Here is a 26,161-nt window from a genome sequence, read left to right as displayed (position 1 = left end):
TCTACTTGAGCTTTTTCGTAAGATATAAAATGACGTCATCATCAATGACAATCTCATCCCCGTACTTCAAATAACGGTCGTGCTTGCAAACCCCTTTCCCGTCCGGGATGTAACCCCGATGGGCGTAGAGAATTTGCGCTTTTCCATAGTCCGAAAAAATGCCCACGCCGATGCCCGCCGTATCCGTCCGCTCACGAATCACCGCCTCCGCCTCGTCCATCAGCCTGGTGCCGATGCCTTGGCGCTGATATCGCATCAGCACGTTCAAATCGTTAATCTCCGGAATCCCCGATGCTTGGAAAGCGGGATAATCGGAATGCCACAACACGTTGACATATCCGGCGAAAACGCCGTCCAGTTCGGCAACCAACGTCACGCGATCCCCGTTCTCCTGTTCAATATAATAGCGGACATATTGCTCAGGCGACCTCTCCCATCCCTGATCGCGAAAAGCCTGCGAAATGATGGCCGGATCTCGTTGATCATTCAGCAACCTGATCTGAATATCCACCCGATTATATCTCCAATCTTCTTCGCAAAGAAGTGATATGCGCCACATGGTGACGGCCATGCCAGGCGTAAACGCCGAGATTGTAGTCCAAACGTGTGGTCTCCTGCGAGCCCGGATGGTAGAACGTTCTGGCATAATCCTCGTCCGTCAACGATTGAAGTAAATACACCCAGCGCTGATGCAACGATTCAAGCAGCCGCAGTGAAACTTCAATATCCAGTTCGCTGGAGTCATCCAATTCAGCCCAGCGGTCCTCATAATATGGACGAATCGTCGGGGTCTCTTCCGTGAGTGCCAGTTTGAAACGGATCAAGCTGTTCATGTGGCTGTCCGCCATGTGGTGCACGACCTGCCTAATCGTCCAACCGCCTTCACGATAAGGCAGGTTCAACTGTTCTTCACTCAAGCCGCTCACGGCTTCACGCGCCTTTTGAGGCAGCTCTGCGATGTCCTGAATCCACAACCGCCGCTGCCCGGGAGTAATTTCTCCCGTATGTACAAACGTGCCAACCGGATATCTCAAATCCTGTGTCATAGCCATTCCTCCTTTTTTTTACCAGACGATTTAAACCAATGGATGATGATATCATGTTCGCACAATGACCCAGCGTTGTGCAATACCGAACCATGTAAGCGGTTGACCAACCCATCCTTTCCAACTAAACTGTAGGGGAAACTGGAAAAATGAGTTGAACAGCATGGACTGCAACGACGGCTTCAGGAAATTCGACGAATTTTTAACGTGTAAAATAGAACGGGTGGAGGGATACATCATGATCATCCGCAGGATGTTCCGCGGAATATGGAAGCCAGGTCAAGAAGCAAGCGGCAGACTGGCTTTGGAGCAGCAAGATTCCGTGCGCCAACTAGTCAGGGAAGGCGTCTTCATGACGGCAGCGGCATTCGCTTGGCAGAACAATGTCTTTTTGTATTTTGAATGCATGGAAGCGGAAACGGACCCGCTCGAATCGGTTCAGCGGCTGGCCCACCACCTTGTCGACTGGCCCGGAGAATCGAAGCCCAGAACATGGATCCCCATGGTGAATGTGTTTCACTTCAACGAACCCGCAAGCAAGGAGCATTGGCTGCGCAAAGCACCGGTAGAGCGCCGCGCGGGAAGAATTGCATTTCTGAAGCGGGAGATGATGGCGAGTTACATTTATTATCACTATCAGCTTCAGGAGGAGCGTGCATTCCATGCCGACAAGTATGAAATTATTGCGATGCACGAAAACCTGCTGTTCGGCTACCAGGAGTTTCCGAAGGTGATTGAAGAACCGATCGTTCCCGGGCGGCTTGCCACCAAAGGGACACCGGAGAACTGGGAGGATTCCCGCATGGATCTGCACTTTCAGCCCTGGGAAGACGGATATTTGTACTTTAAGCCGGTGGATCAAATTTTTGCATACTATGTTGGAGATGAATGACGGTACTCCATCAGCCAGCAATCCCTCATTTCACCCTCGTGCCATTCATGGGCCTTCAGAAGCTTGACCTTAAGGAATCCACATTTCTCGTAGCAATGGATTGCCCGCGCGTTCCACGCTTGAGGGTCCATCACGACGCGCTGCGCTTTCTTTTGCTCCACCAAAAATGCCACCATGGATTGCACGAGCAAACTGCCGATGCCCTTATTCCAATAATCCGGTTCGCCGATGAATTGATCCGTTCCATAAATGATTTCGTCCACATGGCCATACCCGTACTCGTGTCGTTCGTCTTCCTCAAGCAGATAGTACTGAATATATCCTATGGGGCGTTCCCGATACTCGACCATACAACGGATGGTTTCATCCTGTTCGTCGTAAAAATGCTCCCTTACCATTTGTGCATCATGCGGCCGATCCCTGCCTTCGTAATACTGCAGAACCGCCGGGTCAGACAACCAGCGAACGAGGTGCCTCTCATCATCACGGTTCAATTGGCGCACGGTGATGTCATTCTTCCGAAATACATTCATCGTTCTGCAAACCTCCCAAGGAGTTCGCTCTCCGTCAGATTGCGCGTAAATTGATCCAACTCAGGCGAAGCGTGCCAGTCTCCCGCCGTATTGGCACCGAATTTGATCGTATGGATCACGCTGTGCGGAGCCATATATACATTATGTTGTACGCCTGGCGGCACAATGACATGGTCTCCGGCCTTGAGGATGCTGACACTGGCAGCTTGATCCTTTTCAGCACATGCAGCATAAGCAATCCAACCGGATTGCACAAAATAATGTTCCGTGACCTGGTGATGGACATGGCTGTTTTGCCAGGCTCCTTCCGAAGAAGCGGCCGTTCTGCAATAATAACTGCCGTCATCGCCCAGCATTTTGTACTTTTTCTCCCCGTTCGCCATCTGCTCATAATACGTTTTCACGCCCTCCCGGGACGCTTCTTCCGCCGTCATTTCCCTGCTGTGGGACATTCCGTTTTCACTCCTTTGCGCACGCATGCATCAATGATTCTCTGCTCTCCAGATATATTTGCGTTCCCTGACCGCGATGCGGCCATCCACCGTATTTTCCCTCACCCGCAGTTCAAGCTGCTCCCTCATCTCAGGCACGGTGTAGTCCGGATTGCCCGGGGCATCCGATAGAAACAACGCAAACTGCGTTTCATCCGGAAATACAACCCAAGCGTCATTGAACTCCCGGATTTCCATGGCATCATACTGGTTCGCAAGCAATCGTTCCTTCACTTTGCTCACATCCGTATGAATGCCAAAGACCACGCCGCCCTTGCGCAGAACCCGCTTATGTTCGAGGATGGAGGTCGGCCCCCTGCGGTCATAGATCAGATCGAATTGCCCATCTTCAAAAGGCAGTTCGGTTTTGGTTGTGGCGTAGACAAAATCCACGTTTGTGACGCCGCTGGACGCCAGTGCCCTTTGCGCGATGGCCAGCAATCCCTTCGAGTTGTCAAAGCCTGTGATCCGGGCCGCATAAGCCGCCATTTGCAATGTAAACTCCCCGTGCCCGCAACCGGCGTCCAGTACGGAATCATAGGCCGGAAGCATTCGAATCAATTGTTCTTCATAGATTTGTTCCGCCGAAATGCCCTCGATCTTGAACTTCGCTCTTCCCCGGTAACCTCCGTTCCGTTTGGCAATCATGTCGTACCATTCCATGCCCATGGCGATCCCTCCCTCAAAAGGTGCATTACACAACATTCTACATGTCCCTGATTTTCCCTGTAAATATCTGACCGGGCGACCATGGAAACATTTTTGAAACGGCGATCCTCTAACCGGCGTATTAAGCACGAAGTCGCAATTATTCCTTAGCAAATACCAAATATCATGTGGAGGCTGAGAGCATGTCCTTTTTTAAAAAAATGTTAGCCAGCGTAGGTGTAGGTGCCGCCAAAGTCAATACGGAATTGGATACGCCGGAAGTGATTCCGGGCGGCGTTCTCTCGGGAACCGTATACATACAAGGAGGAGATGTCGAACAAAATGTAGACCGCATCTACCTCACGATTAACACTCACTATATTCGGGAGCGCGACGATCGGAAACACAAAGAGACTGCGGTGGTCGCCAAATATTTGTTGACCGACCGTTTTACGCTTCAGCCTGGCCAACGTCTGGAAAAACATTTTTCGTTCGACCTGCCAGACAACCTGCCGCTTACGCTTCAAAGCGCGGAAGTATGGGTCGAAACCGGACTCGACATCTCCAGTGCGCTGGACCCTTCGGACCGCGATCTGATTCGGGTCGTGCCTACCCAGGAAATGGGTGTCGTGCTGGATGCCATCGATATGCTCGGATTCAGGCTGCGCGAGGTGACCAATGACTACGCACCGAGGCTTGGCGGCAATTTGCCGTTTGTGCAGGAATTCGAGTTTGTGCCGACCAGCAAATTCCGGGGCTATCTGGATGAGATCGAGGTACTGTTCTATCCAATGGGCAATACGCTCGAACTGCTGATGCAGATCGACAGACGCGCTCGCGGCCTCTCAGGCATTTTCTCGGAAGCGATGGGTACGGACGAAACTTATGTCCGCTTTACGCTGGAAGCCAGACATTTGCAGCGCGGACCTGCTTCTGTTGCGCAAGGGTTGGAAGAAATCATTTCCAAACACATATGACCTATGGAACATTCGCTGCAAACCCGTAACACCCAATATAAACGATCACCGTCCATGACATTGGAATAGAAGATGTAAAAAAAGCGTGTCCGGTTCCGCTCACCACGGATTCGGGCACGCTTTTTGCGTATAAAAGCCATCTCGTATCACGCCGCAGGTCGTATCCTCCTTTTCAGAAGGCGAATGCCTAAATCGATGAGATAACCCGTCAGCATAAACGACAGCCAATGCAGCAGATACGCCGGATACAACACGTTGATCGCTGCGCTGTCATACGGTCGTGACACATGTTCATAATCAAAAATCCAATGGCGCAGCGGTTCAGTATACGCAGCGGCGTTTAAGATCGGATTCAATCCGATCAACAAGATGTTATGTTCATCATATCCGAATCTGTTGATGGCACACAGCGTCAAGCTAAGCATCGACAGCCAGAATACCGCTTTTTTGATCAACATTGCGGACATCTCCTCTGCTCAGGATCGCTGCATACGACGCTGAATGAACGAACGTACCCCATAATACGCAACGCCAAACAACAGCAATCCGGCTGCTGCCGTTACGTATTCCATCACACCGCCGAGTACGGCAATGCTCCCGAATGAAACCTGGCTTGGGAGCGGCGAACCCGCCATGTACGATGCAGTTACATCGTGAACATAAGCTCTCGTCATGAGCATTCCATAAATCATACTCCCGATCACGAGTAGAACAGGCAATAGACAGCAGACAATGATCGTTTCAAGCAACAACCTTTGGTTGAATCTCATCGCTTCTCCTCCGATATTCGTCTTCAGATCCGATATGGCATGACGTTTTTCAAGCAAGCGAATTCTTGGTTGCAGTAGACTTCTTGGCATTCCCTGAAATCCGGGGATACGCCTTCCCATCGATGCAGCTTTCCTTCAGAAAGCTTTTAGGCGGACGCTTCGCTTCTCCAGATTGGTTCTGCCTTCTCCGTTGTCAGGTCAATGTTTAGTCCAACTTAAATAGCTCTTGCTGGCGGAAGCATATTCAGGATCTTTTCCACCAACACCTGCGGCTCCAGCGTTCCATCCAGCACAACGTCCGAAGCGGGTTTAACCGTCTCCAGCATGATCACGTATGCTTCGCGGGCACCTCCCGCATATTGTGCAAGCTCTTCGCGGATGTCGTCTGCCGCAGCATCGGAGAAATCACGGGCAATCCTTCTGCACAACCCTATATCCAACGGTGTATCAATGAATATAGCCAGGTCGATGAAGTCTTTCATCCGATCATTCAAATATGCATGCGGGTAGTCCAGCAAAATATAAGCGGGTGTCGAAGACGGACTATCCAACCATTGCCTCAAATCCGTCACCATCGGTTCGACGTTCCACTCGTTGCAATCCCCGCCACGACGCGTCCATGCGATGAAATCGTTCGGACCCTCCAAATCGTAGTCGTCATAATACAAAGCCGGGCAAGACAAGCGTTCTGCCAAGCCGCTTACAACGGTTGTTTTGCCGCCGCCCGATATTGCCGCAATCGCGATGACAAAAGGATTGTTCGAAGCCAGGTCCATCACATCCTCCTGTTATTTAGACAAGATCTGTTCCAACTCCTGTTTCAATTGCGCCTTGTTCGCCTCTGCGTAATCGAACAGGCGCTCAAATGCTCCTTCGTTGTCCACCAGCAGACTCAGCTTCTCGGCTTCCTCCTGTACTTGCTGCATTAAGTCGCCGATGACCTGACCATGCGTTTGCTGCAAACTCGCCACGTCATGCTCCTGCATTTCATTAACATTTGCTCTCAGCTGTTCAGGAGTCACCCCGGCCGCAGACAACATTCCCCGAATCCGATCCAGAATCGCCGCATCTTCTTCATGCCCAATACGCTGCATGGCCGCAATCGTCTCCGCCAGCTGCAGTCCGGCCGTATTCTCCAAGTAACCGGAAATGCCCTCCATCGTCAGTTCCGTATCCAGGTCGATGATGAGCATCATGTCCCGCAACAGCTGCGGAAGCTCGGGGCCTCCCGCTCTGACGGTCGCGAATTCGGAGCGATACATATCCATCGCCACAGAGCCCACAATCTCTTCCCCCGACATCTCTTCCAACTGCTTCAGCGGCAGCAACTCGCGCAATTCTTCTTTCAATCGTTCCATCAATCATCCAAGCCTCCTGTCTCTATGTACTCCATCATAGCAGAATATATACGGCGGAAGCCATGTCGATCGGGTTTAGCGGGCGAACGAACCTTTTTCGCCTCGGATGATATGCGAAACCGTGTCGTCCATAGAGGCACGTCTTATGTACTAAACGCAAACGAAACCCTTATGGTTAGCTCCCTAAATAGGAATTTTACTTCCCGTTAACCCGCGGAAAACGTTCTGCTGTTATGCTCTTGGCATCAAGAGTCACGGGAGGGATCATCTGGATGCGCCTGGCCTTGTTTACCGACACGTATGTTCCGGACACGAACGGAGTTGCCGGCACGCTGCACCGCCTGAGCAAACACCTCAACCGGAGGAACATTGAACATCTGTTGTTTACCCCTCAGTCGGTCATTGACGGAAATCATGCTACGGCGGTGCACAGCGTTGCGAATATTCCCTTTTTCCTGTATCCCGAGTGCAGGATTGCACTTCCTAGCCGAACGGTCATTCAGCGGGAACTGCAAGCTTTTCGCCCCGATCTGCTTCATATCGCCACCCCGTTCAATATGGGGCTTCCCGGCCTGAAATACGCCCTCAAACATCATCTGCCGCACGTCATCTCCTACCACACCCACTTTGACCGATACCTCGAATATTACAAGCTCAAAAGCATGATTCCGCTCTATTGGAAATACATTCAGTGGTTTCACCGGGCAAGCGACGCCACCTTGGTGCCTTCCCAGGAAACCTTCGAGGAGCTGCGTCAGCAAGGCATTCAGCGCTTGAAGCTGTGGTCGCGCGGAGTTGATTGCGAGCTGTATACCCCCGATAAACGAACTGCATCCATTCGCCAACGATACAATATCTCCGCCCCGCTGATCCTTCTCTACGTCGGTCGCATCGCTCCCGAAAAAGATATCGACACGCTCGCCTACGCTATCCAGCATTTGCCGGAACAAATGCAATCCCGCGTGCACTGGGTCATCGTCGGAGACGGTCCGCAGCTTCCCAAACTTCGTCAAGGCGCACCGTCCAACGTCACGTTCACGGGTTATTTGCATGGAGAAGCTTTGGCCACGATGTATGCATCGGCAGATCTGTTCGTATTTCCTTCCCCTACCGAAACATTCGGCAATGTCGTGCTGGAAGCCATGGCTTCCGGCCTGCCTGCCATGGTTGCCAACGCAGGTGGAGTCAAAAACCTCGTAACACAACACCGAAATGGCATCCTGTTCGAACCTGGCGACGGGCAGGCATTGGTTCGGGAGATTTCATATTGGGGAGCAAACGAAGAAGCGCTGCGGAGCATGGGTCTTGAAGGCAGACGTTTGGCGGAGCAGCGTTCTTGGGAGCAGATTTTTGACAAGTTGATTGAAGATTACGAAGAAGCCGTGGAGCGCCGGGGCAGATCTGCCAATCAGCACATTATCACGGCTGGATAGTTTTTTAATTTTAAAAATCCCTTGGCAAAGTGCTCACATAATACCAGACTGCCGTAAAAATTGTACGTTCACAGGCAGTCTGGTCGACTCAAGAAGGATCATCTCGGGAGAAAACCAGGGGTTCAACGCCCTATAACCCACCACATCATCCGGCGGATTCCGATTCATCTCCAAGGAACTAAATAACGGCATCGAGTACAGCAGGAACGGATGCCCTTCTTCATCTGAGCTTCGTTTGTCACAACTTCATCCCGTTTGTTGTCTTTGGCCATTTCTCATGCAAACGCGTTCGTTTCCTCAAGGATTTGAAAGCTCACTGGCGATTCCCCAATTAGCCCTTCTTCTTGAATGGCAGTTCCAATCCATATGCTTTGTTCATCAGGCCGGAGCAGCGCATGCTTTAACGTGGCATCAATCAATATGGATGTGTGCAATTCATGCAAATTCGTTTGGGGAATCCAGAAAAGTTCTCCTTCCTCCGAATTTACGAATTGCCTGTGCGTTGTTTCACCGAAATATACAAACTGCTGCCGGATCTCGCCACCGTTCAATTCGAACAAAATGTAACGCAAGCGGAATCCAACAATATCCTCTGGGGCAAAACCCGTCTCCTCTTCGATTTCTCGATAGCTTGCAAGCATCGGGGCGTTCAGTTCATGCGGTTCCAGATGCCCGCCGATACCACCCCAAAATTCAAAGTTGAACAGCTTGCTGCCCGCCTTTTTCATCATCAGCATGTCATTTCCGTTGGTCAAAAAAGCCGTCGCCATTTGCCGTATTTCCATATGCCTGTTCATCCCCTCTCCCAGTTCATTTCCCGTTTCATTCACTCCGATATGACCAAGCGGAACGAAGGGTTCCGTGCATCGATGGCAGCCCGGCCCCCAATTGGAAAGGTAAACATAGGCGTTGTATGTCCAAAATCGACGTTGGCAATGACCGGCATATGCTGAAGTTCACGTTTGTCACGAATGATCTTTTCGAGCAGTGCTGGCGTCATCTGTGATTCCTTCTGAAAGCGGCCAATGACCAGTGCCTGCACCTGCTCAAAACCGGGCTGGTGAATGAGCGACATCAAGTCCCTATCAAACATTTCTGGAATGGACATCGAGTCGTCTTCCACAAACACGACCGCCCCTTCCAACGAAGGCATATACTCCGTGCCTTGCAGAAGGTTCAGCGTACACAGATTACCGCCTATAATGGTCCCTTCAGCCGATCCTTCATGAATAATGATTGGACCTGCGTTCGGAATAAACTCACGGTTATGCTGGTCCCGGTACCAAGCATCATCACTCCACGTTTCGGAAGGGAGCACCGTTACAGGGTCTGATTCCAACATGATTTTCACAAAATAATCCATTGTATACTCACAGCCCAAGAGCATGCCGAAGCTGGAAAAATTCGGTCCGGAATATGTCACAAGCCCTGTTTTCGCATAAATGGCGCTGCCCATCGCCGTGATGTCCGAGAAGCCGCATAACCGCTTGGGATTGGCGCCAATCAGATCATAATCGATATGACGCAACAGCTGGTTGCTATTGAAACCGCCAATGGTTGTCAATATGCCTTTGACATTCGGGTCGGCAAAAGCTTCATGCAGATCGGCAATGCGGGATTCGACGGAGGAAGACTGCATCTCGTCCGTTTCATTGGCATTGGCCGAAAAGGACACCTTCAACCCCCATTCCTCTAATCTGCGAACGGCCAGTTCTTGCTGATCTGGGGCAATGATGGACAAGCTGCGGGCGGGAGAAATAATCCTGACCTCATCCCCAGGTCGTAATTTTGGTGCAATCATCGTTATCATGCCCCCTATGTATGGCATCGCCGTATGTTCATAGTAATTTCTGCAATTCGCTCAAATGTTCAATAACGTGCACAGGCTTGACGGTAAGGTCATCCCGCCAAGGTTGATTGACTTTCATCCATATCGAATGCAGACCGGCATCCGCGGCCCCCTGCACATCATTGGCAGGATGGTCTCCGATATAAATGCACTGCTCCGGATGTAATGCCAGACGTTCCAAGGCCATTTCAAATATTCGCGGATCGGGCTTCTTCACACCAGCTTCCTCCGAAACGATGATCAGGTCGAAATCATCGCGGATGCCGAGTCGATCGATTTTGCCATATTGAATATCTGTTCGGCCATTCGTGATCAGCGCCGTCTTGTACTTTTGCCTAATCTCCCGTACTACCTCCTGGGCCTGCTCCATCAGCACCGCATTTCCCACGTAATGCTCGGCATAGAAATCCATCAATTCCTGATGTACCGGCAGGTTGATCCAAGGCAGTTCCTTAAGAAGCTCGTCGAACAACTGCCCCTTGTCCTTGTACCCATCCTCGTCCAGCTCAATGATTCGCGCAAAAATAGGTTCCGCCGTCTCCAGATGACTGAAGTAGCTCTCAATAAAGCTTCGCGTAAATCCTTCAAACGTACGTGTCCGGTTCAATATCGTATTGTCCAGATCAAAAATAACTGCCCGAATGTCTTGCATAATGCACTCCCCCAGTTTATTAGATTGATGAGACAGTACAACTAAAACCAGCAAACCGCCTTATAACAACATTGGAGTGATATGCACGTAAAGTGCTCCCACAATGGAACAACACTCTCTACCAGGAACGTTCTTTCGCTTCTGCTCATTCTACACTGAATTCTATAATTGGAATATACTTGATTTATTTTTGTTGTTCCATATCCATAGTGGGCGCAAAATGTTTCAGATCGGATTTGGTTTTTCCCCTCTGGATCGCTTCATCGGAAATGCGATGACTGGACTGCAGCACGCCTGCATGAGCAAAATAAATATACTCCACGTCCGGTTCATCTTTGAATTTCACAATGACGAGAAACGGAGGCAGCTTGACGCTCCACACGCCTTGTACAGACGCTATTTCGTCTTTGGCATATCCCTTCTTTTCAATGAGATATTCGGTGACCCGATGTGCATAAATGAATTTGTTCGCCTGCACATAAAGGAAGGGTGAAACAATCAGCATGACCAGCAACACTGCAACCGTGATGAAGATGTATCTTTTCTTCTTGTTCACGAGACTCCCCCATTTTTTTCTATTTTACTGTAACATTAGAGGGATTCAACCGTTGTCTATTGAGAAAGGAGGAAATATGCCATGAGGAGTGATCAATACGCCCAGCTGTTCAGACAGCATCATTCCGCCCCCCATCTCTATCTATACCGTGCTATATTTACAAGAAACACTGGCAACTACAGCAACAATAAATACCTGACTCAGCATACAATCGATAGAAAAGAGGAAATATCGCCTGGCACTCCATACACGCTCCAAAACTGGTTTTCTTCCGGATATAAAGTTTATGGATACGAAATAGATAAAGCTCCTAATTAATTTAAGAAAGCCCACCACTTCGTAAAAATAGCGGTGGGCTTTATATTTCTAATTCAATCGGCAAGGTTAGCCACGTCACTTTCCAAGGTATAGAGTACAAAAAAACGGTTCCATCTTTGTGTCTGTACAATGACCTGCTGACCATTCTTCTCAAAAAAATGCCCTGATCCATCCTGCTGAATAAATGCCCATCCTTCATTTTCCATGCGTTCCTTTAACAACTCCTGTGGCCGATCAGTCCCTTCGTAAATTTTGTAAGATACCGTTCTTGACCTGGTGTGACACTCTCTAATTGTACAATAGAATTCTCACCGGTCTCTAAACGATACATCTGCTTTACATTACTATAACCAACATTATTAATGTACAATATGGAAAGTATTATGATCAGACCATAACTCCAAGAATGCTAACCAAAGCAATCTTCCAGCTTTTTTTCATCTACCCTCCCCCTTCCCTTATTTATATATAAACGAACTTTGCCAATACATAGTTGCTCTAAAAAATCCAAACTGACTAATCTTCTCCTTCTATGCCTTCATACAGTTCCAGCTCCCTGGCTTTACGCCATAAATACTGAATTAAAGAGCATTAGATCCGCGCAGTGCTTTCTATACCTGCATCTCCATAACAGACCAATATAGTTCTACATCTGCCCCATCCTCTTGCCAATAGGCTTCTATTCTATAATGGGCATAAATCGCTCAGAAAGCTCATTGAAGTATATTTGGTACTGGCAACCCCAACGGTCTTGCCCTCATATCCAGGGAAGTGTTCCTTTACCCGAACAATGATTTTTTCATTTAGCACGTCTCTTATCCCCCACAAACGGCAAAGGATTTATTTCACTGCCATTGATAATGATTTCGAAATGTAGATGGTTCCCGGTGCTGCTGCCGGTTGACCCACACCAGCCAAGCACATTTCCCGCAGCTATAAAGCGAGGTTCGCAACAAGTTCCTGCCATTCCATTGTGACTGTCGCCGAAATGCATGGGGACGGAATTCGGGTAGATAAGTCGTCCCAAGTCATTTTCGAAGTTACGCCCTATCTTTCTCAAAAAGCCACGCTGAAGACCTATCCGTATGTTGGTGGTTGGGAGGTTATTACCGGGGAAGTGCAGGCGGAGATGAGCATTTACCTATTCGATTACTAAAAACGGAACGTATATGAATGAAAATGATAATGGTCCGAATGAAACATTTAATGCGGTGCCATAACTTCTAGGCGGCTTCATTGAAAAAACAGGTGCATAAACAGCGCCAACCGGCGTTGCTTCTGCACCTGTTTGTTATAAAGCTTAACGAGTCTGCACGTCTCGTGTCCGCTCCACGTACCAAAGTCGGAATGCCTCCGCCATATTGGACGGGACGTCCTTAACGGCCTGATGAACCACCGGTTTGGCACGATTCACCGTCTGAATGGATGCCACCCCGAACCAGCGCTGCAGCCCGTTTTGCGTAATGCGCGCTTCGATCACTTTTTCCCGCTTGGAGATGAACAACGTCGAAGTGAAGGCCCCTGTTCGCAATTGGATGAAATTCCGGTTCAATACATAACGGGTATGGAAAAATTCCACGACCCGCCCTGTCACGATCAACACCAGCAGCAGGGCCGACACCATCCACCACGCACCTTCCTGACCCAACCACACCGGTTTGAAATACCAGAGTGCCCCTGTAGCAATCGGCCATATCCAGCTGGGCGCAAGCAAACGTAACCATAGCGATTTGGTTGGAAGCCTCTGCATGTCTTCACTGACTTCATACGATGGCAAAATCTCTGATATGATGGCATAAGCCTGTTTCACCGGCAAAAATGGATATAGCGAGTTTACCTCCTGCTCATCTTCACCAACGCCGCCCGCCGTGACCAACTCCACTTCGGCCAAGCCAAGCAACCGTTTCATCGGACTTCGCGTGATCTTCACCGCCTGTACGCGCTGCTTCTGAATCGAGAATGCCGATTGCTCCAGCATGCCTTTGGTGATATAAATCCGTGAATCATCGGATGTAATCCGGTAATTCCCATACTTTATAAAGGTATGCACCATGCCCGCCAGCATGGCTATGATGATCAGCACCACGATAAGAATGGCAGCCGTCCACCATTGATCCAGCCAAGTCAGCAGAAAGCTTCGCGTCACGGTTTCATCCGGGAAAAAATCCTGAATGCCTGAATACAACGAACCCAGAATGGGGATCAGCACCAGGAAGCTGAGTGACGTAAAAGAAGCTCTCACCGTATCTCGGCGCGTGGATTCAAAGTGAATAGCTCGTTTGGCTTGCTCCGTTTGCTTCAAAAAATGTGCGGTCTCGTTTTCCTCCACGTGATTTACCGCCAGATTGCTTTGCCCATCCTCACCTGCAGCCGAAGCGTTCATGAACGTTGCATTTGCGGCAGCAGCGTTGGACGTTGCCCCCACCACACATTGTTCCAATCGCCCAGCTTCAGCCAACGTCAGCACCGGAACATGAAACGCAGCTTCATCTCCCTTGGTGCCTGTCTCGAAACGGATGGACGTCACCCCAAACAAACGATGGAACAAGGACGTATGCCGATGCACATTCTGGATTTTCGTATAAAGGATCGTACGTTTCTTTCGGTTAAACACGCCTTCATAGGCGTGAAATGCCGCCCGGTCCGTTTCATAACGCTCGGCATACCATTTCCAGATCACCGAAACAACGCCGATGACCATGGCAGCATAGAAAATCCATCGCCCGTACGTAACCCATTTCGCTTCGGTATCGTAACGGACAACAAACAAATAGATCACAAACGCAGCGCTGTTTCTCGCAAGCTTCCACATTCCCCAAACGATGCTGAGCGGATGATGTCGTTTCTTCTCCATCACTCGTCCACCTCGTTGATCTTTGCATAGGAAGCGATCTGCTGCCTAAGCGCCACCGCCACGTCCTCCGACAAAGCCGGAATGCGGTGGGACGCACCCATGGTGCCGACCGAGACGGAATACAATCCGTATCTGCGCAGCAAAGGTCCTTGCTCCGTCGTGACCGACTGGATTTTGGCCATCGGGATAATTTGGTGTACCCTTTTCCAGGCTCCATGCTTCAACTGCAGGAACTCTTCACTCACGTCGTAACGCCAATACCGGTACAATAATGAAGGATGAATCCATATTTCCCAAACCGCATACAGTACTGAGAGCCCTGCAATGATCCACAACACCCAACCTATCCATGTCCACCAGTCAAAAACGTGATCCAATGCCAGCAATGCGGCGAGAATGATGAATCCAATTCCATTGCTTATGTACGCGCTCGTTCTCCATATGTTGACCGCATCCGGAGATAACCGCTGCTCCGGCAGGTTCCACTGCATGGCATACAACACTCCTTTCATATGGTTCGTTAACAAAAAAGATGACCCCTGCATCATACAGATCGTCATCTTCCGGAATTTTTATTTTACCGCATAATCCTTCACATTGCACAGCCACACCATGTGATGGACTCCCTCTCCCCAGAAGTCCTTGGCGACGGCATACGGTTCACCGAATTTGCGCCGCCATTTCTGCTGGGCAATCCCATATCCGCTATCCAGACAAAATTGGCGGATTCCTTGGCGGTCCAACTCGCTCGCCAGCGCCCGAATTAAGTTCGAAGCGATCCCCCGCCCCTGAAACTCCGGTAAAATGTATAAACTGCCGAGCTCGCCCATCTCCGTAATTCGCTGATCCGTGCAGATCCGGATTTCCTCGCCGCAAGGCCCATACGATATCGTGCCGACCACGCGCCCCTCATGCTTGGCCAGCAGGAAAAACACGTTTGCCTCCGGCACATTCCATTGCTGCAATGCAGCCTGGAGAAGCTCTTTTTTCTGTTCGATCTCATGGCGGATATCGTCCTGCAGCGAACCCAGCCCTTCCTGCGCAAACGCTCTTGTGATGGAGGCTTCGAATACTTGATGCGCTCCCTCAACGTCGGAAGGCGCCAGCTTTTGGATCACAATCTGTTCTGTCATGTCGTCTCACTCTTTCTGTTCAATCATTCTAGGATGTCTGTTCTAAGAGAGGGATTCGGGCATCCCACGCCTGAAGCACGGCTTGAAGCCGCTTCGCCGTTTCGGACACGAATCGTTCCACGATTTCGGCCGTAATGTACTGCGGAACAATGCCGGGTTGCTGCGATCCTTCCTTCAAAAAGGATAATGTGCGATCCCGCCAGCGCTCCATCTCGTCGGCTATCAGGAGATCCTGCATGTCGTAGCCACGGGTCCGGCCAAGCCACTGCCACACTTCGGAACTCCACTCCGCCTGCTGATACAGGTCGAAGTCAACCTGATCCGTTTCCTGATAATATAAGCGGTTCAACTGGTCCCGTGCCTGCTTCATCCCCTCATCCCGCTCCAGGCCGGTGACTTCTTTCACGAATTGCGGATGTACGCTCCGAAACCATATGTAGTCTGTCAGCACATGCATGAAATAACCACGCACAAACCACTTTCGCCCTTCGTCATTGGTTTGCTCGACAAGCGTTGAATAACGCTCCTGCAGCCTTGCCATGTAATCGCCCTCGGCCTTGGGCTCAAAATGCGTATGCCGTTTGTCTTCGCGCGTCGCTCCATCCCGCATATGGATCGAATCGGGCGCGATATTCCCCAGATAGAACGCTCCTTGGTGCTCACCGACATGCCACTTGTTTGCCAGTAATGAAGCGATATTCAGATGAACCATCGGCAAAGGCATATTCTTATCCCCCTTTTTCGTTAAGGCACGATCCTTCATTCACATGTTAATGCGTTTGAAGCTGCTCCAATCGTTCGGATTGAAGGATGTCGAATAGCTGCTCAAGGTCGGTATGGAGTTCTGAATGGCCTTCGATCAGCAAGCGAATGTATTCAGAGCCGCATTCATAGAAAAGAAGACGATTATACGGCGCATCTTCTCCCAAATGGTTAAGGGCCAGGCCGAAACGGCTGCGAATCCGGTTCTCGATATATCTGGCATAACCTTCGTTCCACTCCAGCCAGCACCAGTATTCGCCCGCTTCCTCGCTTAATGCCTGGAACAAGGCTTGTCTGGCCTGACGAATGCGATCCAACTTTTGATCTTTCAGGGCATCCTGCAGGATCCCGATTCGCTGCACGATGGTTTCATCGTCATATGGGAACTCGTAATCAAGCTCCCACGTTACTCGCCTTCTTTTCTCCATGGTGCGTTTGATTTCAACCCGGTCTCCGATGTGTTCATAATGCTCGTGAACGTAGCAATGCACGAACTCGTGGAACAGATATATTTTCATCTCAAAGCTCTGAAAAGCCTCATCGGTGACGATCGCGCACGTACGTTCATTCAAATGATGAACCGGCATTGCCGCCAAACATCCTTCGGGAATATTCAGGTCATCCGGTACCGTTTTGACCCACTCGTACTGCTGTTTCTCAGGCGAATAATCATACATGTATAACAACATTTCATTGGCTACAACGATCGGATAGTGATTTGTAAACAACGGATGAATCTGCACCAGTTCCTTCTGCAGCTCATTCAACTCATTGATCTGTTCCAGAAAAGCATCCATCGTGCTCATCCTCACTTTATTGGAAGTATAGCCCAATTATACCGGCGACGAATGAGCAATTCACTGAGAGAAAAATGATAATATTGTGCGAGATTTCTTAAGAACTTCTTCGCAATAGAAATCCTGCGTCATACCTTTGCTCCCTCCTTTTGAACGTTCTGAAGGAATCCCGATTCGCTTAGTACATGTGCTGCATAGAGGTTAAGATTCGGAATAGGTTCGTTCAAATCAAAATAGCGGAGCTCCAATCCCTCATCGTCCATCAGGACAGGGGTGCCTTCGATGCCAATCGCTTTAAAGACTGCCGTAACGTTGTAGACTTCATCGCCGTTGGGATATTGGTAATACGCATCCGCTCCCGATATAACGGTAATCAGCTGCAGAGTGTTCGCCTTTAAACCGCTTTCTTCCCAAAGCTCCCTGTGCGCCGCTTCTTCCAGAGATTCGCCTGGTTCCAATGAACCTCCGATCGTGCCCCAATCCAGGCTGTCTGCACGCTTTTGCAACAACAAATGGCCAAGTTCATTGAAAACGAGCACGCTCGCACCGGCCATAATCAGTGGACGAGACCCAACCTTTTCCCGAAGCTCCATAATGTATCCCATAGTCTCCTCCTCAGTGGTTCTGTTGTTCGTACTCCGACCTCAGAATTCCCCGTTCTACTGCACTGCGAATAAGCTCCTGAGCATAGCCCCATAGCGCTTCAGAGCCATTCTCGATCTCCCGGTTTCGATTCGTAACCTGTTCGCTTGTAATGCCATATTTCTGCCATGTATCGCCTTCGTTTCGGTAATTATGTATGAGCGGCTGCAACCGGTCCAAGGATGCCGCGAATTGCGCTTCCTGTGTCTCTTTGGCCTCAAATTCCAGCCATAACCCCATCAACTCATTCGCTTGTTCCGGTGGCAGCATGCCGAACAGTCGGCGTGCTGCCTGCAATTCACGTTCGTGCTTGTTTTCATGCCCTTTCAGATCATAAGCAAACGTATCCCCGGCATCAATTTCAACCAGATCGTGGACGAGCAGCATTTTGAACACTTTCAACAGATCGATATCATGGTTTGCATGCCGATGCAAAATTAGTGCCATCATGGCCAAGTGCCAGGAATGCTCCGCATCGTTTTCCAGCCTGTCCCCGTGCATGATCTTCGTTTTCCGTTCAATCGTTTTTAACTTGTCGATTTCGATCAAAAACTGCATCTCCGCCAGTAAGGCTTCGTTCATATCGCTATCCTCCATGGTTTCTTCTATGTAGATATCGAGTACCAACAAATCCGGTAGCCGAATTTCAAAGACATTCCAAGCCCCTTGGCAAGACGGATCGATCCTTCATTATCAGGGGAACAATCCCAGTAAGGTTCTATTTCTCTTCTTTTACATTCATTGATATAGACTTTTGCAGCCATTGAAGCATACTTTTTATAACGATATAGCTCCATGGTTTCAATATCGATGGCATGGATGCGTCCAGCCACGAACGCCGAGAAGCACACACTGGCGATTTGGTGATGCTGCACTACAGCGTATCCCAACCCATGTTGGAAAAAAGCTTCGACAGAGTGCCAAAACTGAAGGATTTTCCCCGCCAGAAATTCGCGGTTCCCATAGCTCTCATCTTCCAAAAGTTCACGACTTATTCTGACGACGTTTACCGTTTCATCTGGACCATTAGATACGTTTGGCATAGGATGAGCAAGCGCCACAGCCCTCTGCTCACGCTTCCCAAGAAAACCGAAAACATACTGGACATCGGAAAAAGTCTCTCGATGAACCATGGCTTGACGAAAGGCCTTCTCCCCACGCTCGTTCGTCATGGCAATCTCGATGCAGTCCTTACCGAGTCTTCGCATCTCCGGTTCCATCGTTTCGCGCATGAATGTTTCCAACTCAACGAGCAGCGTCCCGCGCCAAAAATCACCAATGAGTTGAAATCCACCTTGACCTTCAATCCAGAACAAGGCTCCGTTTAGCTCTTCATTCACATATATGCGTCCTGGATTTATGCAATCAGCAACTGCTCTAACTTCGGCGCCCCCGCTTGAATCAACGAGATGCCTCACCTTCCCGAACTCATGCGGATTAAGTTCCGTGATCATTTTCCAGACCCTCCCTGACTGTATTCAGAAAATAATCGCGATGCTCGGGATGACAGGCGATCAGATAAGGCTCGGTGTTTCTTCCTTTAAACGCATTTCCCTGAAAATCCATGACGGTTGCGCCTGCTTCCTGAGCCATCAATACGCCTGAATACAGATCGTCTCCTTCAGAGTTGTAGAGCACGATGCCATCGATATTTCCTTTGGCTAACATGCACCATTGCAAGGTTGGAGCCCACAAACGCATCATTCGTTTAAAAGAAACATCCAGATAAGAGCGGAGCTTCACGGCCCGCTGTTCATGTTGAACTGCATGTCCTTGAATCCAGCCAATAGTGCCTTTGCAGATCTCCTGTTTCTTTTTGACTAACAGCTGATTATCGTTACAGAACGCCCCTTGTCCGCGAACCGCAACGAATAAACGATCAACCATTGGTTCATATATGACGCCAAGCAGGAGTTCAGCCTGATACATCAGCGTGATGGAAACCGAAAATACCGGCAATCCGATCGCAAAGTTGTTCGTTCCGTCCAGCGGATCGACCATCCAGAGCCAGTCGCTGGTTATGCCATTGTGACCGCGTTCCTCGCTGTGGATGGCATGGGTAGGAAAGGCGCTGCTGATCGCATCCCAAATGAGCTGCTCCGCTTCGTGATCCACGGCGGTAACGATGTCGCCAAACTCGTCTTTCTCCACCAGACAGGTAATGCGATCAAATTGATCCAGCGCCACCTGGCCTGCTTTCCGGATGATGTTTTCCGCCAATAAGCGGGCGGCTTGGATGGTCTGTTCGATCTCACTCACTCCTATTCGCTCAGATGGAATATTCATAGATTCGTACTTCATCCCCATTGAACAGGTAACCTTTTCCGTTATAGCTCCAACCCTGCTTCTCGTAATACCCGATCAAGTCGGTGCACAAATACAGCTTGCCAAGCCCTATTTTATGCGTCTCTTGCACTCCGTGCTTTAGCAGCTGTCCGCCCAGATTTTGGCCGCGATATTCCGAATCGACGTGCAGGCATGCAAACCAAGGAAATAAATCCTGCCTGCTGTTCAAATCGCTGTGCAATAAAGCATATCCGCCCAAGATCCGCTCTCCGTCCAGCATCACATAGAAACGCGGCACCATGCTTTCGGTTACCATGGACCGTTCGATGCAGTCCCGATAAAAGTCAAGGTTCGTTTCCGTTCCCCACTGTTTCCAGAAGTACTGTACAGCGGACTGCAACAGCTCCGGCCTCTGCCGGATATCCACGATCTTTAACATGGTCAATTCTTCCTCCGCGTTACGTTCGGGTCTAGGATTCCACCTCGTTTAGGTGACCTGAAAATCAATACTGAATGACTAGTTCACGCACAAAAACAGCCGTTCCCTGAATGTAAACCTCCATGCCTTGCTCAGTTTTTTGCGCCTTGACTCCAACTCTTCCATCCCGTCCGATCTCCTGCCCCTGTTCGACTGTAAACTCGGCATGGGATTGTCCGGGTTGAACATAGGTCAGATAATAAGCTCCCATCACTCCGGATGCCGTTCCGGTTACAGGGTCCTCCACCGTCCCCGAATACGGAGAGGAGAAATGCCGGGCGTGCATGAATGCTGACGAATCATGGGCTTCCATACAAAACGGGTGCAGGGAGGATTTGGGATTTTCAAGCAAAATGTCGGGAAAAAGCTGACTATCCGGCCTCATGCGATCGAATGCTTCTAGGCTGCGGATCGGAATCAGCAGCGTCCACGTACCGGTGCTTCCATATACGATTGGAGCCGTCGGATCAATATCGCTTGCCCTGAGACCCATGGAGGCAGCCAGCCTGTCCACATCGCCGTTAAACGGCAAAAAGCGAGGCTGATCCTGTTTCATTTCCATGCGCAGCATCTCCCCGTCCTGCTCAAAACGAATCGGCAGGTTGCCTACATTGGTCTCGATGACTACCGACGTTTTGCCGTTTAACATCCCTCTCGTTTTCAAACCAAACAGCGAAGCCATCGTGGCATGGCCGCACAGATTGATCTCATGTCCTGGGGTATAATAACGCAACCGAAGATCGGCCGTATCCGAGCTCAGCACAAACACCGTCTCGTTGAAACCGACGTTGTGCGCAATAAGCTGCATGTCGGATTCGCTCAGGTGATCTGCGCCGAATACAACCCCTGCGGGATTGCCCTTGCCCGGTGTGGATGCAAAGGCATCATAATGGTATACGGTAATTTCGCTCATGGATTAACTCCCCACTTATTTTATTTGGCAGCCTGCATATAGGTCCTTACTTGTCGTGCAAAGTCAGCTGCCTCGACTTCTGTTTGAAAAGAACGTTTCGGAATAATGTGCGCGCTTGCTTTATTGATGAATATAAAATAATATGCCTTCGTTTCCTGAAAGCTTTCCAATCCCTGCCACTGCGTCGTCCCTGAAGTCATATCATTGCTCCAACGAATTTCCGACGCTGTGATTTCCAGCTGCTGGTCACCCAGAATGCCTTTGCTCTGACGAGCCAGCTTTTTGATTTTGCCCTTCGTGCGAAGATATGTATAGATGTCGACAAATGCACTTAACAACAATGAAGCAATGAGACTGTACGTCAAGGAGCGCCCCATTTGCATAAAGATAACCGTCATAAGGATCGGTAGCGCCACCACCGCGATAAGCATGCCGATGCCGTACATTTTGAGGATCGCTGTTTTGTTCAGATGCCAGTAATCCTCTTCCGTAATATGAATCCGAATCGTATTGTCTTGTTGTTCCACGCTGACTTGCACTCCCTGTCATTCATAAATTTTGCCCATGTGCAAAATCTGGGCACATCGCTTCCATGCGTTGTCCGGCTTTTCATAAAATGGCAATCCTTCGCTGGACGCTGCCCCCCATCTCGCCGCCGATTCCGCAAAAGAAGCGATATCATCGTTCTGCCATTCATCGGCTCTTCATAGCAAATCCAGGACCTGCATCAGATCGCTGCATTCGTTATCTGGGATACAATCTCCTTTTAAAGGTCTGCTGTTCCGGTTCAACCAAACGGCCCGAATACCGACGCTCTGCGCACCATACACGTCGCTGACCAAAGAATCGCCTACATGTATAACCCGCTCAGGCTGCAGTCCGTACCGGGCGAGTGCTTCTTGAAACATCTCCGGTCTTGGTTTGTAGGCACGAACGTCTTCACTCGTGATGACTCCTCCTGCGTTCAATCCGTGATGTGCCATCGATGCCATAATGTCGTCCGTATCGATATTGGACAAAATATATACCGGCAGCGGTACGGCCTTCAGGAAGGGCATCGAGTCGGCAAAAATGCCGGGACGACGCCAATGCGCCAATTGTTCGCGATTCAATTCCCGTGGTTGCAGGTCTGCTTGAAAATGCCGGAGCGTTTCCGCCAAAGACCGTACATTCAGTTCCCTTTGCGATACGAAACGGCTGCCATGGCAATCGTGGAACATTCGCGAAAAGGCCTGCCACCAATAGCTCCCGATGTCGTGCGTTGTACAGTCCACACCTGCCGCCGCCCGCACCTGCTCGTAGATCGATGGAAGAATATGATCATCTTCATGCACGACCGTGCCGTAAAAGTCCAAGAAAATGGCGTCCATTCGTTTCCTCCTCAGGAATGAAATTAGCACGCGCTTATGATGAATATGGATATGTTGGAAAAATGCCACAAAACTATCATAACCGATCTCTCCCATTTTGCGAACCGCCTGAGCGGATATAAAGAAAACGCCCCGCGCCTCTGTTTCGTTCAATAAAAAAGCCGCGCCACAGGCGAGAAAATTCCACCTGAATGACGCAGCGTTATGATAAAATCGGGTATTCACCCCAAAGTAAAAATTGATCAAAAAGAAGTTGTCCACATCCGAATACTCGCCAGCGCACATATACTACCTGGTTCCATCCCCTTCCGGTTTCAGGCACAGTCCGTGAATCGGCTCCATCTTGCTGCGTCATCTCAATCACCTTTTTTTAGAAAATGAACGGTTTGGCGATATGTCTCCAAGTCATCCATGAACTTCAGGTTGACGGACGCCATCAACCGATCCAATTGCTCATAACCATGCAGCAAATCTTCTGCGAAGCGGATCATGTCATCTCTGGAAAAGGAAAACCTGTGGGAGTGAGGAAGTGTTTTGTCTTCAAAAGGAGCCTCTTCTGTAATCCACCTGATCCCTGTTTCCTCATGCAGCACGTCGACGTAATATCCTCCACAGCCAAAGATACCGCAAGTGCAGGTAAACATGGGATACTTCCCAGGCTTTAACAACGAGCGGAAAAATTCCGCTTGGACAAAAACTTCGTCCTCACTCAGCTTCATACCGTTAATGTACAGCCGAAGCGACCACTCCACGACAGGCTTTCGCACACGCTTGTGTTTGGAAATATGGTGGAATGCCTCCTTGGTTGCCATCTGAAACTCGGCAGTTAACTTATCCATCGCTCTTAAAATTCCCCATTTGTGTCTCTCTCCCTGCGAAATATGCTATCAAAATTACGTGACGCCGTAATATTGCTTATACCCTTGCACCCACTCTTCCTTGGAAAAGTCGATGAAATCAAAAGGTTCGCATTCTTTAAGATACTGGAGTTCCTTTTTCGCCTGAGGATCGTCATGTCGCTCAAGATAGTCCACCGTTGCCTGATATCCGACTCCACATAACAATTGAACATCGATGTAACTGGCGGCATCCTGATTTTTTCGCTTGGCTTGCCATATCATTTGCGTGTCCTTCACTTGCCCGATACAAAACAGCATAACGCACAACGTTCGCAGCAGCTCGTGATCCTCAGCCGCCATATGTTCAATCTCGCGCTTCAACAACTGACGGATCGGTTCCCGGTACGCAGGATCAGGGTCCAATCCGTACAGCTCAAGTACATCCTCTTCGTTCATCGAAGTCCCTTCCCGCTTTTTTCAGTATTTTATTTAACCGAACTCTTCATTTCAATACTCTCCGTTGTACTCCACATAATCAGTACGTTTGAACCGTGCCACGTGATATGGAAGATAGATACCATGCGAGTGAGGAGAAAGGCTTTCGATGAACGCGATGGCCGCATCCACCATATCCTCGGAAACAAACCACGATTCATCCAAAAAACCGCTCAATAGTCCCTCATGTTCTCCTTTGCATTTCAATGATAAATAGCCGTATCCCGGATCAACGAAGACCAGATTCACGATTTCATCGGCGGCAGGTTCGTTTTGACCATTATAAAATCGGACCATGATATCGTCTCCTTGACGGAAAATATCTACGTCGCATGAAAATTTTTCATAAACAAATTTCATCGTTTGATCTACCTTCCATGCATCAAGGAGCGATACGCCTCTTCAGCAGATAAGCCGTCCTTGACCAGATTGCCTAGCGGGTCGAATACCCGTACCCTGCCCCATCTCTGATTGAGCCAGTCAGCATGCCGATCCGCTTCCCATCGTTCCTCATGCATCCAGTTTTCGTGCATCCGAGGCCGAATATGTTCAGGAACCCAACAGACCCGGAATCTCTCCAGCTTTTTGTATGAGATGTACTTTTCGATCCTTTTCCCATACTTGGACATGCCATATACCAATGCGCTTTCTGCCATGCCGTGATGAAATAAAATGTATACCTTGGCCCCTACTCGAAGCTGGTTATCCGTAATGACATTTGCGATGACCGCATACATAAAAAACTCACCTCTGTTTCGCTGACGAACTTCATCGAGTCTCAACACGAATCCAGCTTATTCCCCTTCATTCAGGCTCCCCGACTTGAGCGATAAATGAACTGCACCCCCACTGTTCAAACAACGTTCTAAGCGCATCCGCCGTATCCTGAATAAACGTATCCATTTCCGCCATCGAGATTACAGTCAAATCTGTATCAGGCTCTTGCGAGGCATCATTCAGGAAATCCAGCTTAGCTTCCCGGTATGGATAAATTTCCTCTTCCCCCAAACCTGCCAATGCATAAGCTTTGCCTTCGCTGAGCCGATCCAACCATTGACGGGCATCAGGGCGGTTGCGCAGCAGCATGAACTCCAGCTTCGCCACATCCTGGTTATATACTCTTCTGCCATCGGGATGCGTTTCATAAGGAGGGTAGATATCAAACGTCCATACACGGTCCGTGTACACATGGGCGATGTATCCGCGTAAGTAATCCATAAAAGCCGGATCAGAGATCGCCCGTTGTCTGTTAAGCTCAAGGAAATCTCCCAGTTCCTCATCGGTCGCAAACCTGCCTGCTTCAATCATCAGGTGGGTTTTGGCTTTTTCGGACCGATCATTACTTCTTGTATGTATGGCGTCAGGAGCAAGGCTCCCGAGCAAAAACTCGGGAGACGGATTGGGCTCGATCGCAGCAGTAATCGCAAAATGAACCATGGGCCATGGCATCTGGCATTACTCCATTCTTTTTTATTTTGGAAAGAGGGCACATCCATCAGGGAGGGGATGCAGACACTGCGAGGACAGCCGGGATTTACTCGTCGGCATTGCAGATGATGCAGCCCAAGCAGGACAAATATACGCCATGAGCCGCGCACATCGGATATCCATCGGGGATGGTTCCTTCGTCCTCGTCATCATCCAACGCACTCCACTCCAGGTAATGCCGGGCATCCACATCTTCTTCCTCAAAGGCTTCGATCATCCGGCGAAAATGTTCAAAACGGCTAAGCACCCATTCTTCATTCGGTTCGTAATCCAACACGGACCATCGTGTTCGAGCGATGACCCCATCAATGACGGATAACAAAAAGATCTTGCTCTCTTCAACGTCTTCGGGCAGCCACGGCATCTCCTCAAGATCGAAACCTACCGTCCCCCTGCCCAAAACGTTCTGGTCCCTCTGGGCAAGCCAAATGACAAATTGTTTGTCCCGGTCGGTTGAAGCTAGCGACGATCCGCTTAGTGCAAGCAATTCCATGAAAACCTGCATCGACGTATTGGACATGCGCAGGGACTCCAATTGGTTTTCCAATCGTTCAGGCACCGATATTTGATTCATTTCTTTG

39 protein-coding genes are annotated in these 26,161 nt (G+C 49.6%); 5 read left to right on the top strand and 34 right to left on the bottom strand.

Annotated elements, in window-relative coordinates; genetic code table 11:
- Window position 1: 1 nt before the first annotated feature.
- Together SNR34_RS08220 and SNR34_RS08215 are read right to left on the bottom strand one after the other, a co-directional pair.
- Window positions 2-511: a GNAT family N-acetyltransferase gene (locus tag SNR34_RS08220; RefSeq protein WP_486181666.1), complete on the bottom strand. Its 510-nt coding sequence runs from the start codon at window positions 509-511 to the stop codon at window positions 2-4.
- A gap of 4 nt (window positions 512-515) precedes the next feature.
- On the bottom strand, window positions 516-1,046 hold the full coding sequence (locus tag SNR34_RS08215) for a YfiT family bacillithiol transferase (RefSeq protein WP_339276992.1): 531 nt from the start codon (window positions 1,044-1,046) through the stop codon (window positions 516-518).
- A gap of 238 nt (window positions 1,047-1,284) precedes the next feature.
- Between SNR34_RS08215 and SNR34_RS08210 the strand changes: the two genes are divergently transcribed.
- A complete protein-coding gene (locus SNR34_RS08210; RefSeq protein ID WP_486181665.1) occupies window positions 1,285-1,938 on the top strand; it encodes a hypothetical protein in 654 nt (217 codons plus the stop codon).
- Here SNR34_RS08210 and SNR34_RS08205 read toward each other — a convergent pair.
- The 3 genes from SNR34_RS08205 to SNR34_RS08195 are packed head-to-tail and all read right to left on the bottom strand — an operon-like array spanning window position 1,920 to window position 3,631.
- Window positions 1,920-2,471, bottom strand: a complete 552-nt coding sequence (locus SNR34_RS08205; RefSeq protein ID WP_486181664.1) for a GNAT family N-acetyltransferase — start codon at window positions 2,469-2,471, stop codon at window positions 1,920-1,922. The two genes, SNR34_RS08210 and SNR34_RS08205, sit on opposite strands and share 19 nt — an antisense overlap.
- The gene (locus tag SNR34_RS08200; protein ID WP_339276987.1) at window positions 2,468-2,923 is read right to left on the bottom strand and encodes a cupin domain-containing protein; all 456 of its coding nucleotides are present in this window, start codon (window positions 2,921-2,923) and stop codon (window positions 2,468-2,470) included. The genes SNR34_RS08205 and SNR34_RS08200 overlap by 4 nt, the downstream gene beginning before the upstream one ends.
- A 30-nt stretch (window positions 2,924-2,953) precedes the next feature.
- Complete coding sequence (locus SNR34_RS08195; protein WP_236416122.1) at window positions 2,954-3,631, bottom strand: class I SAM-dependent methyltransferase; 678 nt, start codon at window positions 3,629-3,631, stop codon at window positions 2,954-2,956.
- Window positions 3,632-3,813: 182 nt separating this feature from the next.
- Between SNR34_RS08195 and SNR34_RS08190 the strand changes: the two genes are divergently transcribed.
- A complete protein-coding gene (locus tag SNR34_RS08190) occupies window positions 3,814-4,587 on the top strand; it encodes a sporulation protein (RefSeq protein WP_339276983.1) in 774 nt (257 codons plus the stop codon).
- A 146-nt stretch (window positions 4,588-4,733) separates the two neighbouring features.
- Here the strand turns inward: SNR34_RS08190 and SNR34_RS08185 are convergent, their stop codons facing one another.
- The 4 genes from SNR34_RS08185 to SNR34_RS08170 form a co-directional block, all read right to left on the bottom strand.
- The gene (locus SNR34_RS08185) at window positions 4,734-5,045 is read right to left on the bottom strand and encodes a hypothetical protein (RefSeq protein WP_486181663.1); all 312 of its coding nucleotides are present in this window, start codon (window positions 5,043-5,045) and stop codon (window positions 4,734-4,736) included.
- Window positions 5,046-5,063: 18 nt separating this feature from the next.
- Window positions 5,064-5,414 carry a hypothetical protein gene (locus tag SNR34_RS08180; RefSeq protein WP_486181662.1) on the bottom strand — a complete coding sequence of 117 codons (351 nt, stop codon included), beginning with the start codon at window positions 5,412-5,414 and terminating at the stop codon, window positions 5,064-5,066.
- A 158-nt stretch (window positions 5,415-5,572) separates the two neighbouring features.
- The gene (locus SNR34_RS08175) at window positions 5,573-6,133 is read right to left on the bottom strand and encodes a nucleoside/nucleotide kinase family protein (RefSeq protein ID WP_486181661.1); all 561 of its coding nucleotides are present in this window, start codon (window positions 6,131-6,133) and stop codon (window positions 5,573-5,575) included.
- 12 nt (window positions 6,134-6,145) lie between these two features.
- Window positions 6,146-6,715 (bottom strand): DMP19 family protein, encoded by a 570-nt coding sequence (locus SNR34_RS08170; protein ID WP_486182430.1) that lies wholly within the window; start codon window positions 6,713-6,715, stop codon window positions 6,146-6,148.
- A 272-nt stretch (window positions 6,716-6,987) separates the two neighbouring features.
- Between SNR34_RS08170 and SNR34_RS08165 the strand changes: the two genes are divergently transcribed.
- Window positions 6,988-8,148, top strand: a complete 1,161-nt coding sequence (locus tag SNR34_RS08165; protein ID WP_486181660.1) for a glycosyltransferase family 4 protein — start codon at window positions 6,988-6,990, stop codon at window positions 8,146-8,148.
- A 275-nt stretch (window positions 8,149-8,423) separates the two neighbouring features.
- Here the strand turns inward: SNR34_RS08165 and SNR34_RS08160 are convergent, their stop codons facing one another.
- From SNR34_RS08160 to SNR34_RS08145, 4 genes are all read right to left on the bottom strand, one after another.
- The gene (locus SNR34_RS08160; protein WP_486181659.1) at window positions 8,424-8,933 is read right to left on the bottom strand and encodes an NUDIX domain-containing protein; all 510 of its coding nucleotides are present in this window, start codon (window positions 8,931-8,933) and stop codon (window positions 8,424-8,426) included.
- Between the two features lie 41 nt (window positions 8,934-8,974).
- Window positions 8,975-9,949, bottom strand: coding sequence for a S66 family peptidase (locus SNR34_RS08155; protein WP_486181658.1), 975 nt, complete (start codon window positions 9,947-9,949; stop codon window positions 8,975-8,977).
- 37 nt (window positions 9,950-9,986) lie between these two features.
- Window positions 9,987-10,649, bottom strand: a complete 663-nt coding sequence (locus SNR34_RS08150) for an HAD family hydrolase (RefSeq protein WP_486181657.1) — start codon at window positions 10,647-10,649, stop codon at window positions 9,987-9,989.
- 184 nt (window positions 10,650-10,833) lie between these two features.
- On the bottom strand, window positions 10,834-11,205 hold the full coding sequence (locus SNR34_RS08145; RefSeq protein WP_486181656.1) for a DUF3139 domain-containing protein: 372 nt from the start codon (window positions 11,203-11,205) through the stop codon (window positions 10,834-10,836).
- Between the two features lie 81 nt (window positions 11,206-11,286).
- Between SNR34_RS08145 and SNR34_RS08140 the strand changes: the two genes are divergently transcribed.
- The gene (locus tag SNR34_RS08140) at window positions 11,287-11,523 is read left to right on the top strand and encodes a hypothetical protein (RefSeq protein ID WP_486181655.1); all 237 of its coding nucleotides are present in this window, start codon (window positions 11,287-11,289) and stop codon (window positions 11,521-11,523) included.
- Window positions 11,524-11,576: 53 nt separating this feature from the next.
- Here SNR34_RS08140 and SNR34_RS08135 read toward each other — a convergent pair whose 3' ends face one another.
- Window positions 11,577-11,729 carry a hypothetical protein gene (locus SNR34_RS08135; protein WP_486181654.1) on the bottom strand — a complete coding sequence of 51 codons (153 nt, stop codon included), beginning with the start codon at window positions 11,727-11,729 and terminating at the stop codon, window positions 11,577-11,579.
- A gap of 593 nt (window positions 11,730-12,322) precedes the next feature.
- Window positions 12,323-12,490, bottom strand: a complete 168-nt coding sequence (locus SNR34_RS08130; protein WP_486181653.1) for a M23 family metallopeptidase — start codon at window positions 12,488-12,490, stop codon at window positions 12,323-12,325.
- 6 nt (window positions 12,491-12,496) lie between these two features.
- Between SNR34_RS08130 and SNR34_RS08125 the strand changes: the two genes are divergently transcribed.
- Window positions 12,497-12,679 (top strand): hypothetical protein, encoded by a 183-nt coding sequence (locus SNR34_RS08125; RefSeq protein ID WP_486181652.1) that lies wholly within the window; start codon window positions 12,497-12,499, stop codon window positions 12,677-12,679.
- A gap of 144 nt (window positions 12,680-12,823) precedes the next feature.
- On the opposite strand, the gene SNR34_RS08120 is transcribed toward SNR34_RS08125, so the two are convergent.
- The 19 genes from SNR34_RS08120 to SNR34_RS08030 all read right to left on the bottom strand — a co-directional run bounded on the left by SNR34_RS08120 (window position 12,824) and on the right by SNR34_RS08030 (window position 26,154).
- Entirely contained in the window at window positions 12,824-14,377 is a 1,554-nt protein-coding gene (locus tag SNR34_RS08120) for a PH domain-containing protein (protein WP_486181651.1), read from the bottom strand.
- Complete coding sequence (locus tag SNR34_RS08115; protein ID WP_339276974.1) at window positions 14,377-14,904, bottom strand: PH domain-containing protein; 528 nt, start codon at window positions 14,902-14,904, stop codon at window positions 14,377-14,379. Before SNR34_RS08115 ends, SNR34_RS08120 begins: the two co-directional genes overlap by 1 nt.
- Window positions 14,905-14,949: 45 nt before the next feature.
- On the bottom strand, window positions 14,950-15,510 hold the full coding sequence (locus SNR34_RS08110; RefSeq protein ID WP_486181650.1) for a GNAT family N-acetyltransferase: 561 nt from the start codon (window positions 15,508-15,510) through the stop codon (window positions 14,950-14,952).
- Between the two features lie 28 nt (window positions 15,511-15,538).
- Window positions 15,539-16,234, bottom strand: a complete 696-nt coding sequence (locus SNR34_RS08105) for a zinc dependent phospholipase C family protein (protein ID WP_236416146.1) — start codon at window positions 16,232-16,234, stop codon at window positions 15,539-15,541.
- Window positions 16,235-16,280: 46 nt separating this feature from the next.
- Window positions 16,281-17,078 carry a hypothetical protein gene (locus SNR34_RS08100; protein ID WP_486181649.1) on the bottom strand — a complete coding sequence of 266 codons (798 nt, stop codon included), beginning with the start codon at window positions 17,076-17,078 and terminating at the stop codon, window positions 16,281-16,283.
- 119 nt (window positions 17,079-17,197) lie between these two features.
- Window positions 17,198-17,674 carry an NUDIX hydrolase gene (locus tag SNR34_RS08095; RefSeq protein WP_486181648.1) on the bottom strand — a complete coding sequence of 159 codons (477 nt, stop codon included), beginning with the start codon at window positions 17,672-17,674 and terminating at the stop codon, window positions 17,198-17,200.
- Between the two features lie 10 nt (window positions 17,675-17,684).
- Window positions 17,685-18,293, bottom strand: a complete 609-nt coding sequence (locus tag SNR34_RS08090; RefSeq protein WP_486181647.1) for an HD domain-containing protein — start codon at window positions 18,291-18,293, stop codon at window positions 17,685-17,687.
- A 23-nt stretch (window positions 18,294-18,316) separates the two neighbouring features.
- Window positions 18,317-19,165, bottom strand: a complete 849-nt coding sequence (locus tag SNR34_RS08085; RefSeq protein ID WP_486181646.1) for a GNAT family N-acetyltransferase — start codon at window positions 19,163-19,165, stop codon at window positions 18,317-18,319.
- Window positions 19,149-19,970, bottom strand: coding sequence for an inositol monophosphatase family protein (locus SNR34_RS08080; RefSeq protein ID WP_486181645.1), 822 nt, complete (start codon window positions 19,968-19,970; stop codon window positions 19,149-19,151). Before SNR34_RS08080 ends, SNR34_RS08085 begins: the two co-directional genes overlap by 17 nt.
- Before the next feature lie 10 nt (window positions 19,971-19,980).
- Window positions 19,981-20,436, bottom strand: coding sequence for a GNAT family N-acetyltransferase (locus SNR34_RS08075; protein WP_486181644.1), 456 nt, complete (start codon window positions 20,434-20,436; stop codon window positions 19,981-19,983).
- A 64-nt stretch (window positions 20,437-20,500) separates the two neighbouring features.
- Window positions 20,501-21,388, bottom strand: a complete 888-nt coding sequence (locus tag SNR34_RS08070; protein WP_486181643.1) for a PhzF family phenazine biosynthesis protein — start codon at window positions 21,386-21,388, stop codon at window positions 20,501-20,503.
- Window positions 21,389-21,408: 20 nt separating this feature from the next.
- Window positions 21,409-21,915, bottom strand: coding sequence for a YcxB family protein (locus tag SNR34_RS08065; RefSeq protein WP_343259839.1), 507 nt, complete (start codon window positions 21,913-21,915; stop codon window positions 21,409-21,411).
- Between the two features lie 177 nt (window positions 21,916-22,092).
- Window positions 22,093-22,758 carry an HAD family hydrolase gene (locus SNR34_RS08060; RefSeq protein ID WP_486181642.1) on the bottom strand — a complete coding sequence of 222 codons (666 nt, stop codon included), beginning with the start codon at window positions 22,756-22,758 and terminating at the stop codon, window positions 22,093-22,095.
- Window positions 22,759-23,114: 356 nt separating this feature from the next.
- Window positions 23,115-23,597, bottom strand: coding sequence for a hypothetical protein (locus SNR34_RS08055; RefSeq protein ID WP_236416161.1), 483 nt, complete (start codon window positions 23,595-23,597; stop codon window positions 23,115-23,117).
- Between the two features lie 54 nt (window positions 23,598-23,651).
- Window positions 23,652-24,053, bottom strand: coding sequence for a hypothetical protein (locus SNR34_RS08050; RefSeq protein WP_486181641.1), 402 nt, complete (start codon window positions 24,051-24,053; stop codon window positions 23,652-23,654).
- A gap of 51 nt (window positions 24,054-24,104) precedes the next feature.
- Window positions 24,105-24,389: a hypothetical protein gene (locus tag SNR34_RS08045; protein ID WP_236416163.1), complete on the bottom strand. Its 285-nt coding sequence runs from the start codon at window positions 24,387-24,389 to the stop codon at window positions 24,105-24,107.
- 71 nt (window positions 24,390-24,460) lie between these two features.
- Entirely contained in the window at window positions 24,461-24,829 is a 369-nt protein-coding gene (locus tag SNR34_RS08040; RefSeq protein WP_486181640.1) for a hypothetical protein, read from the bottom strand.
- Between the two features lie 67 nt (window positions 24,830-24,896).
- On the bottom strand, window positions 24,897-25,541 hold the full coding sequence (locus SNR34_RS08035) for a zinc dependent phospholipase C family protein (RefSeq protein ID WP_486181639.1): 645 nt from the start codon (window positions 25,539-25,541) through the stop codon (window positions 24,897-24,899).
- 85 nt (window positions 25,542-25,626) lie between these two features.
- Window positions 25,627-26,154, bottom strand: a complete 528-nt coding sequence (locus tag SNR34_RS08030) for a hypothetical protein (RefSeq protein ID WP_486181638.1) — start codon at window positions 26,152-26,154, stop codon at window positions 25,627-25,629.
- Window positions 26,155-26,161: the final 7 nt, after the last annotated feature.

The sequence above is a fragment of the Paenibacillus sp. XP01 genome, from assembly GCF_057364885.1.
This window is presented reverse-complemented; position numbering and strand designations above follow the sequence as displayed.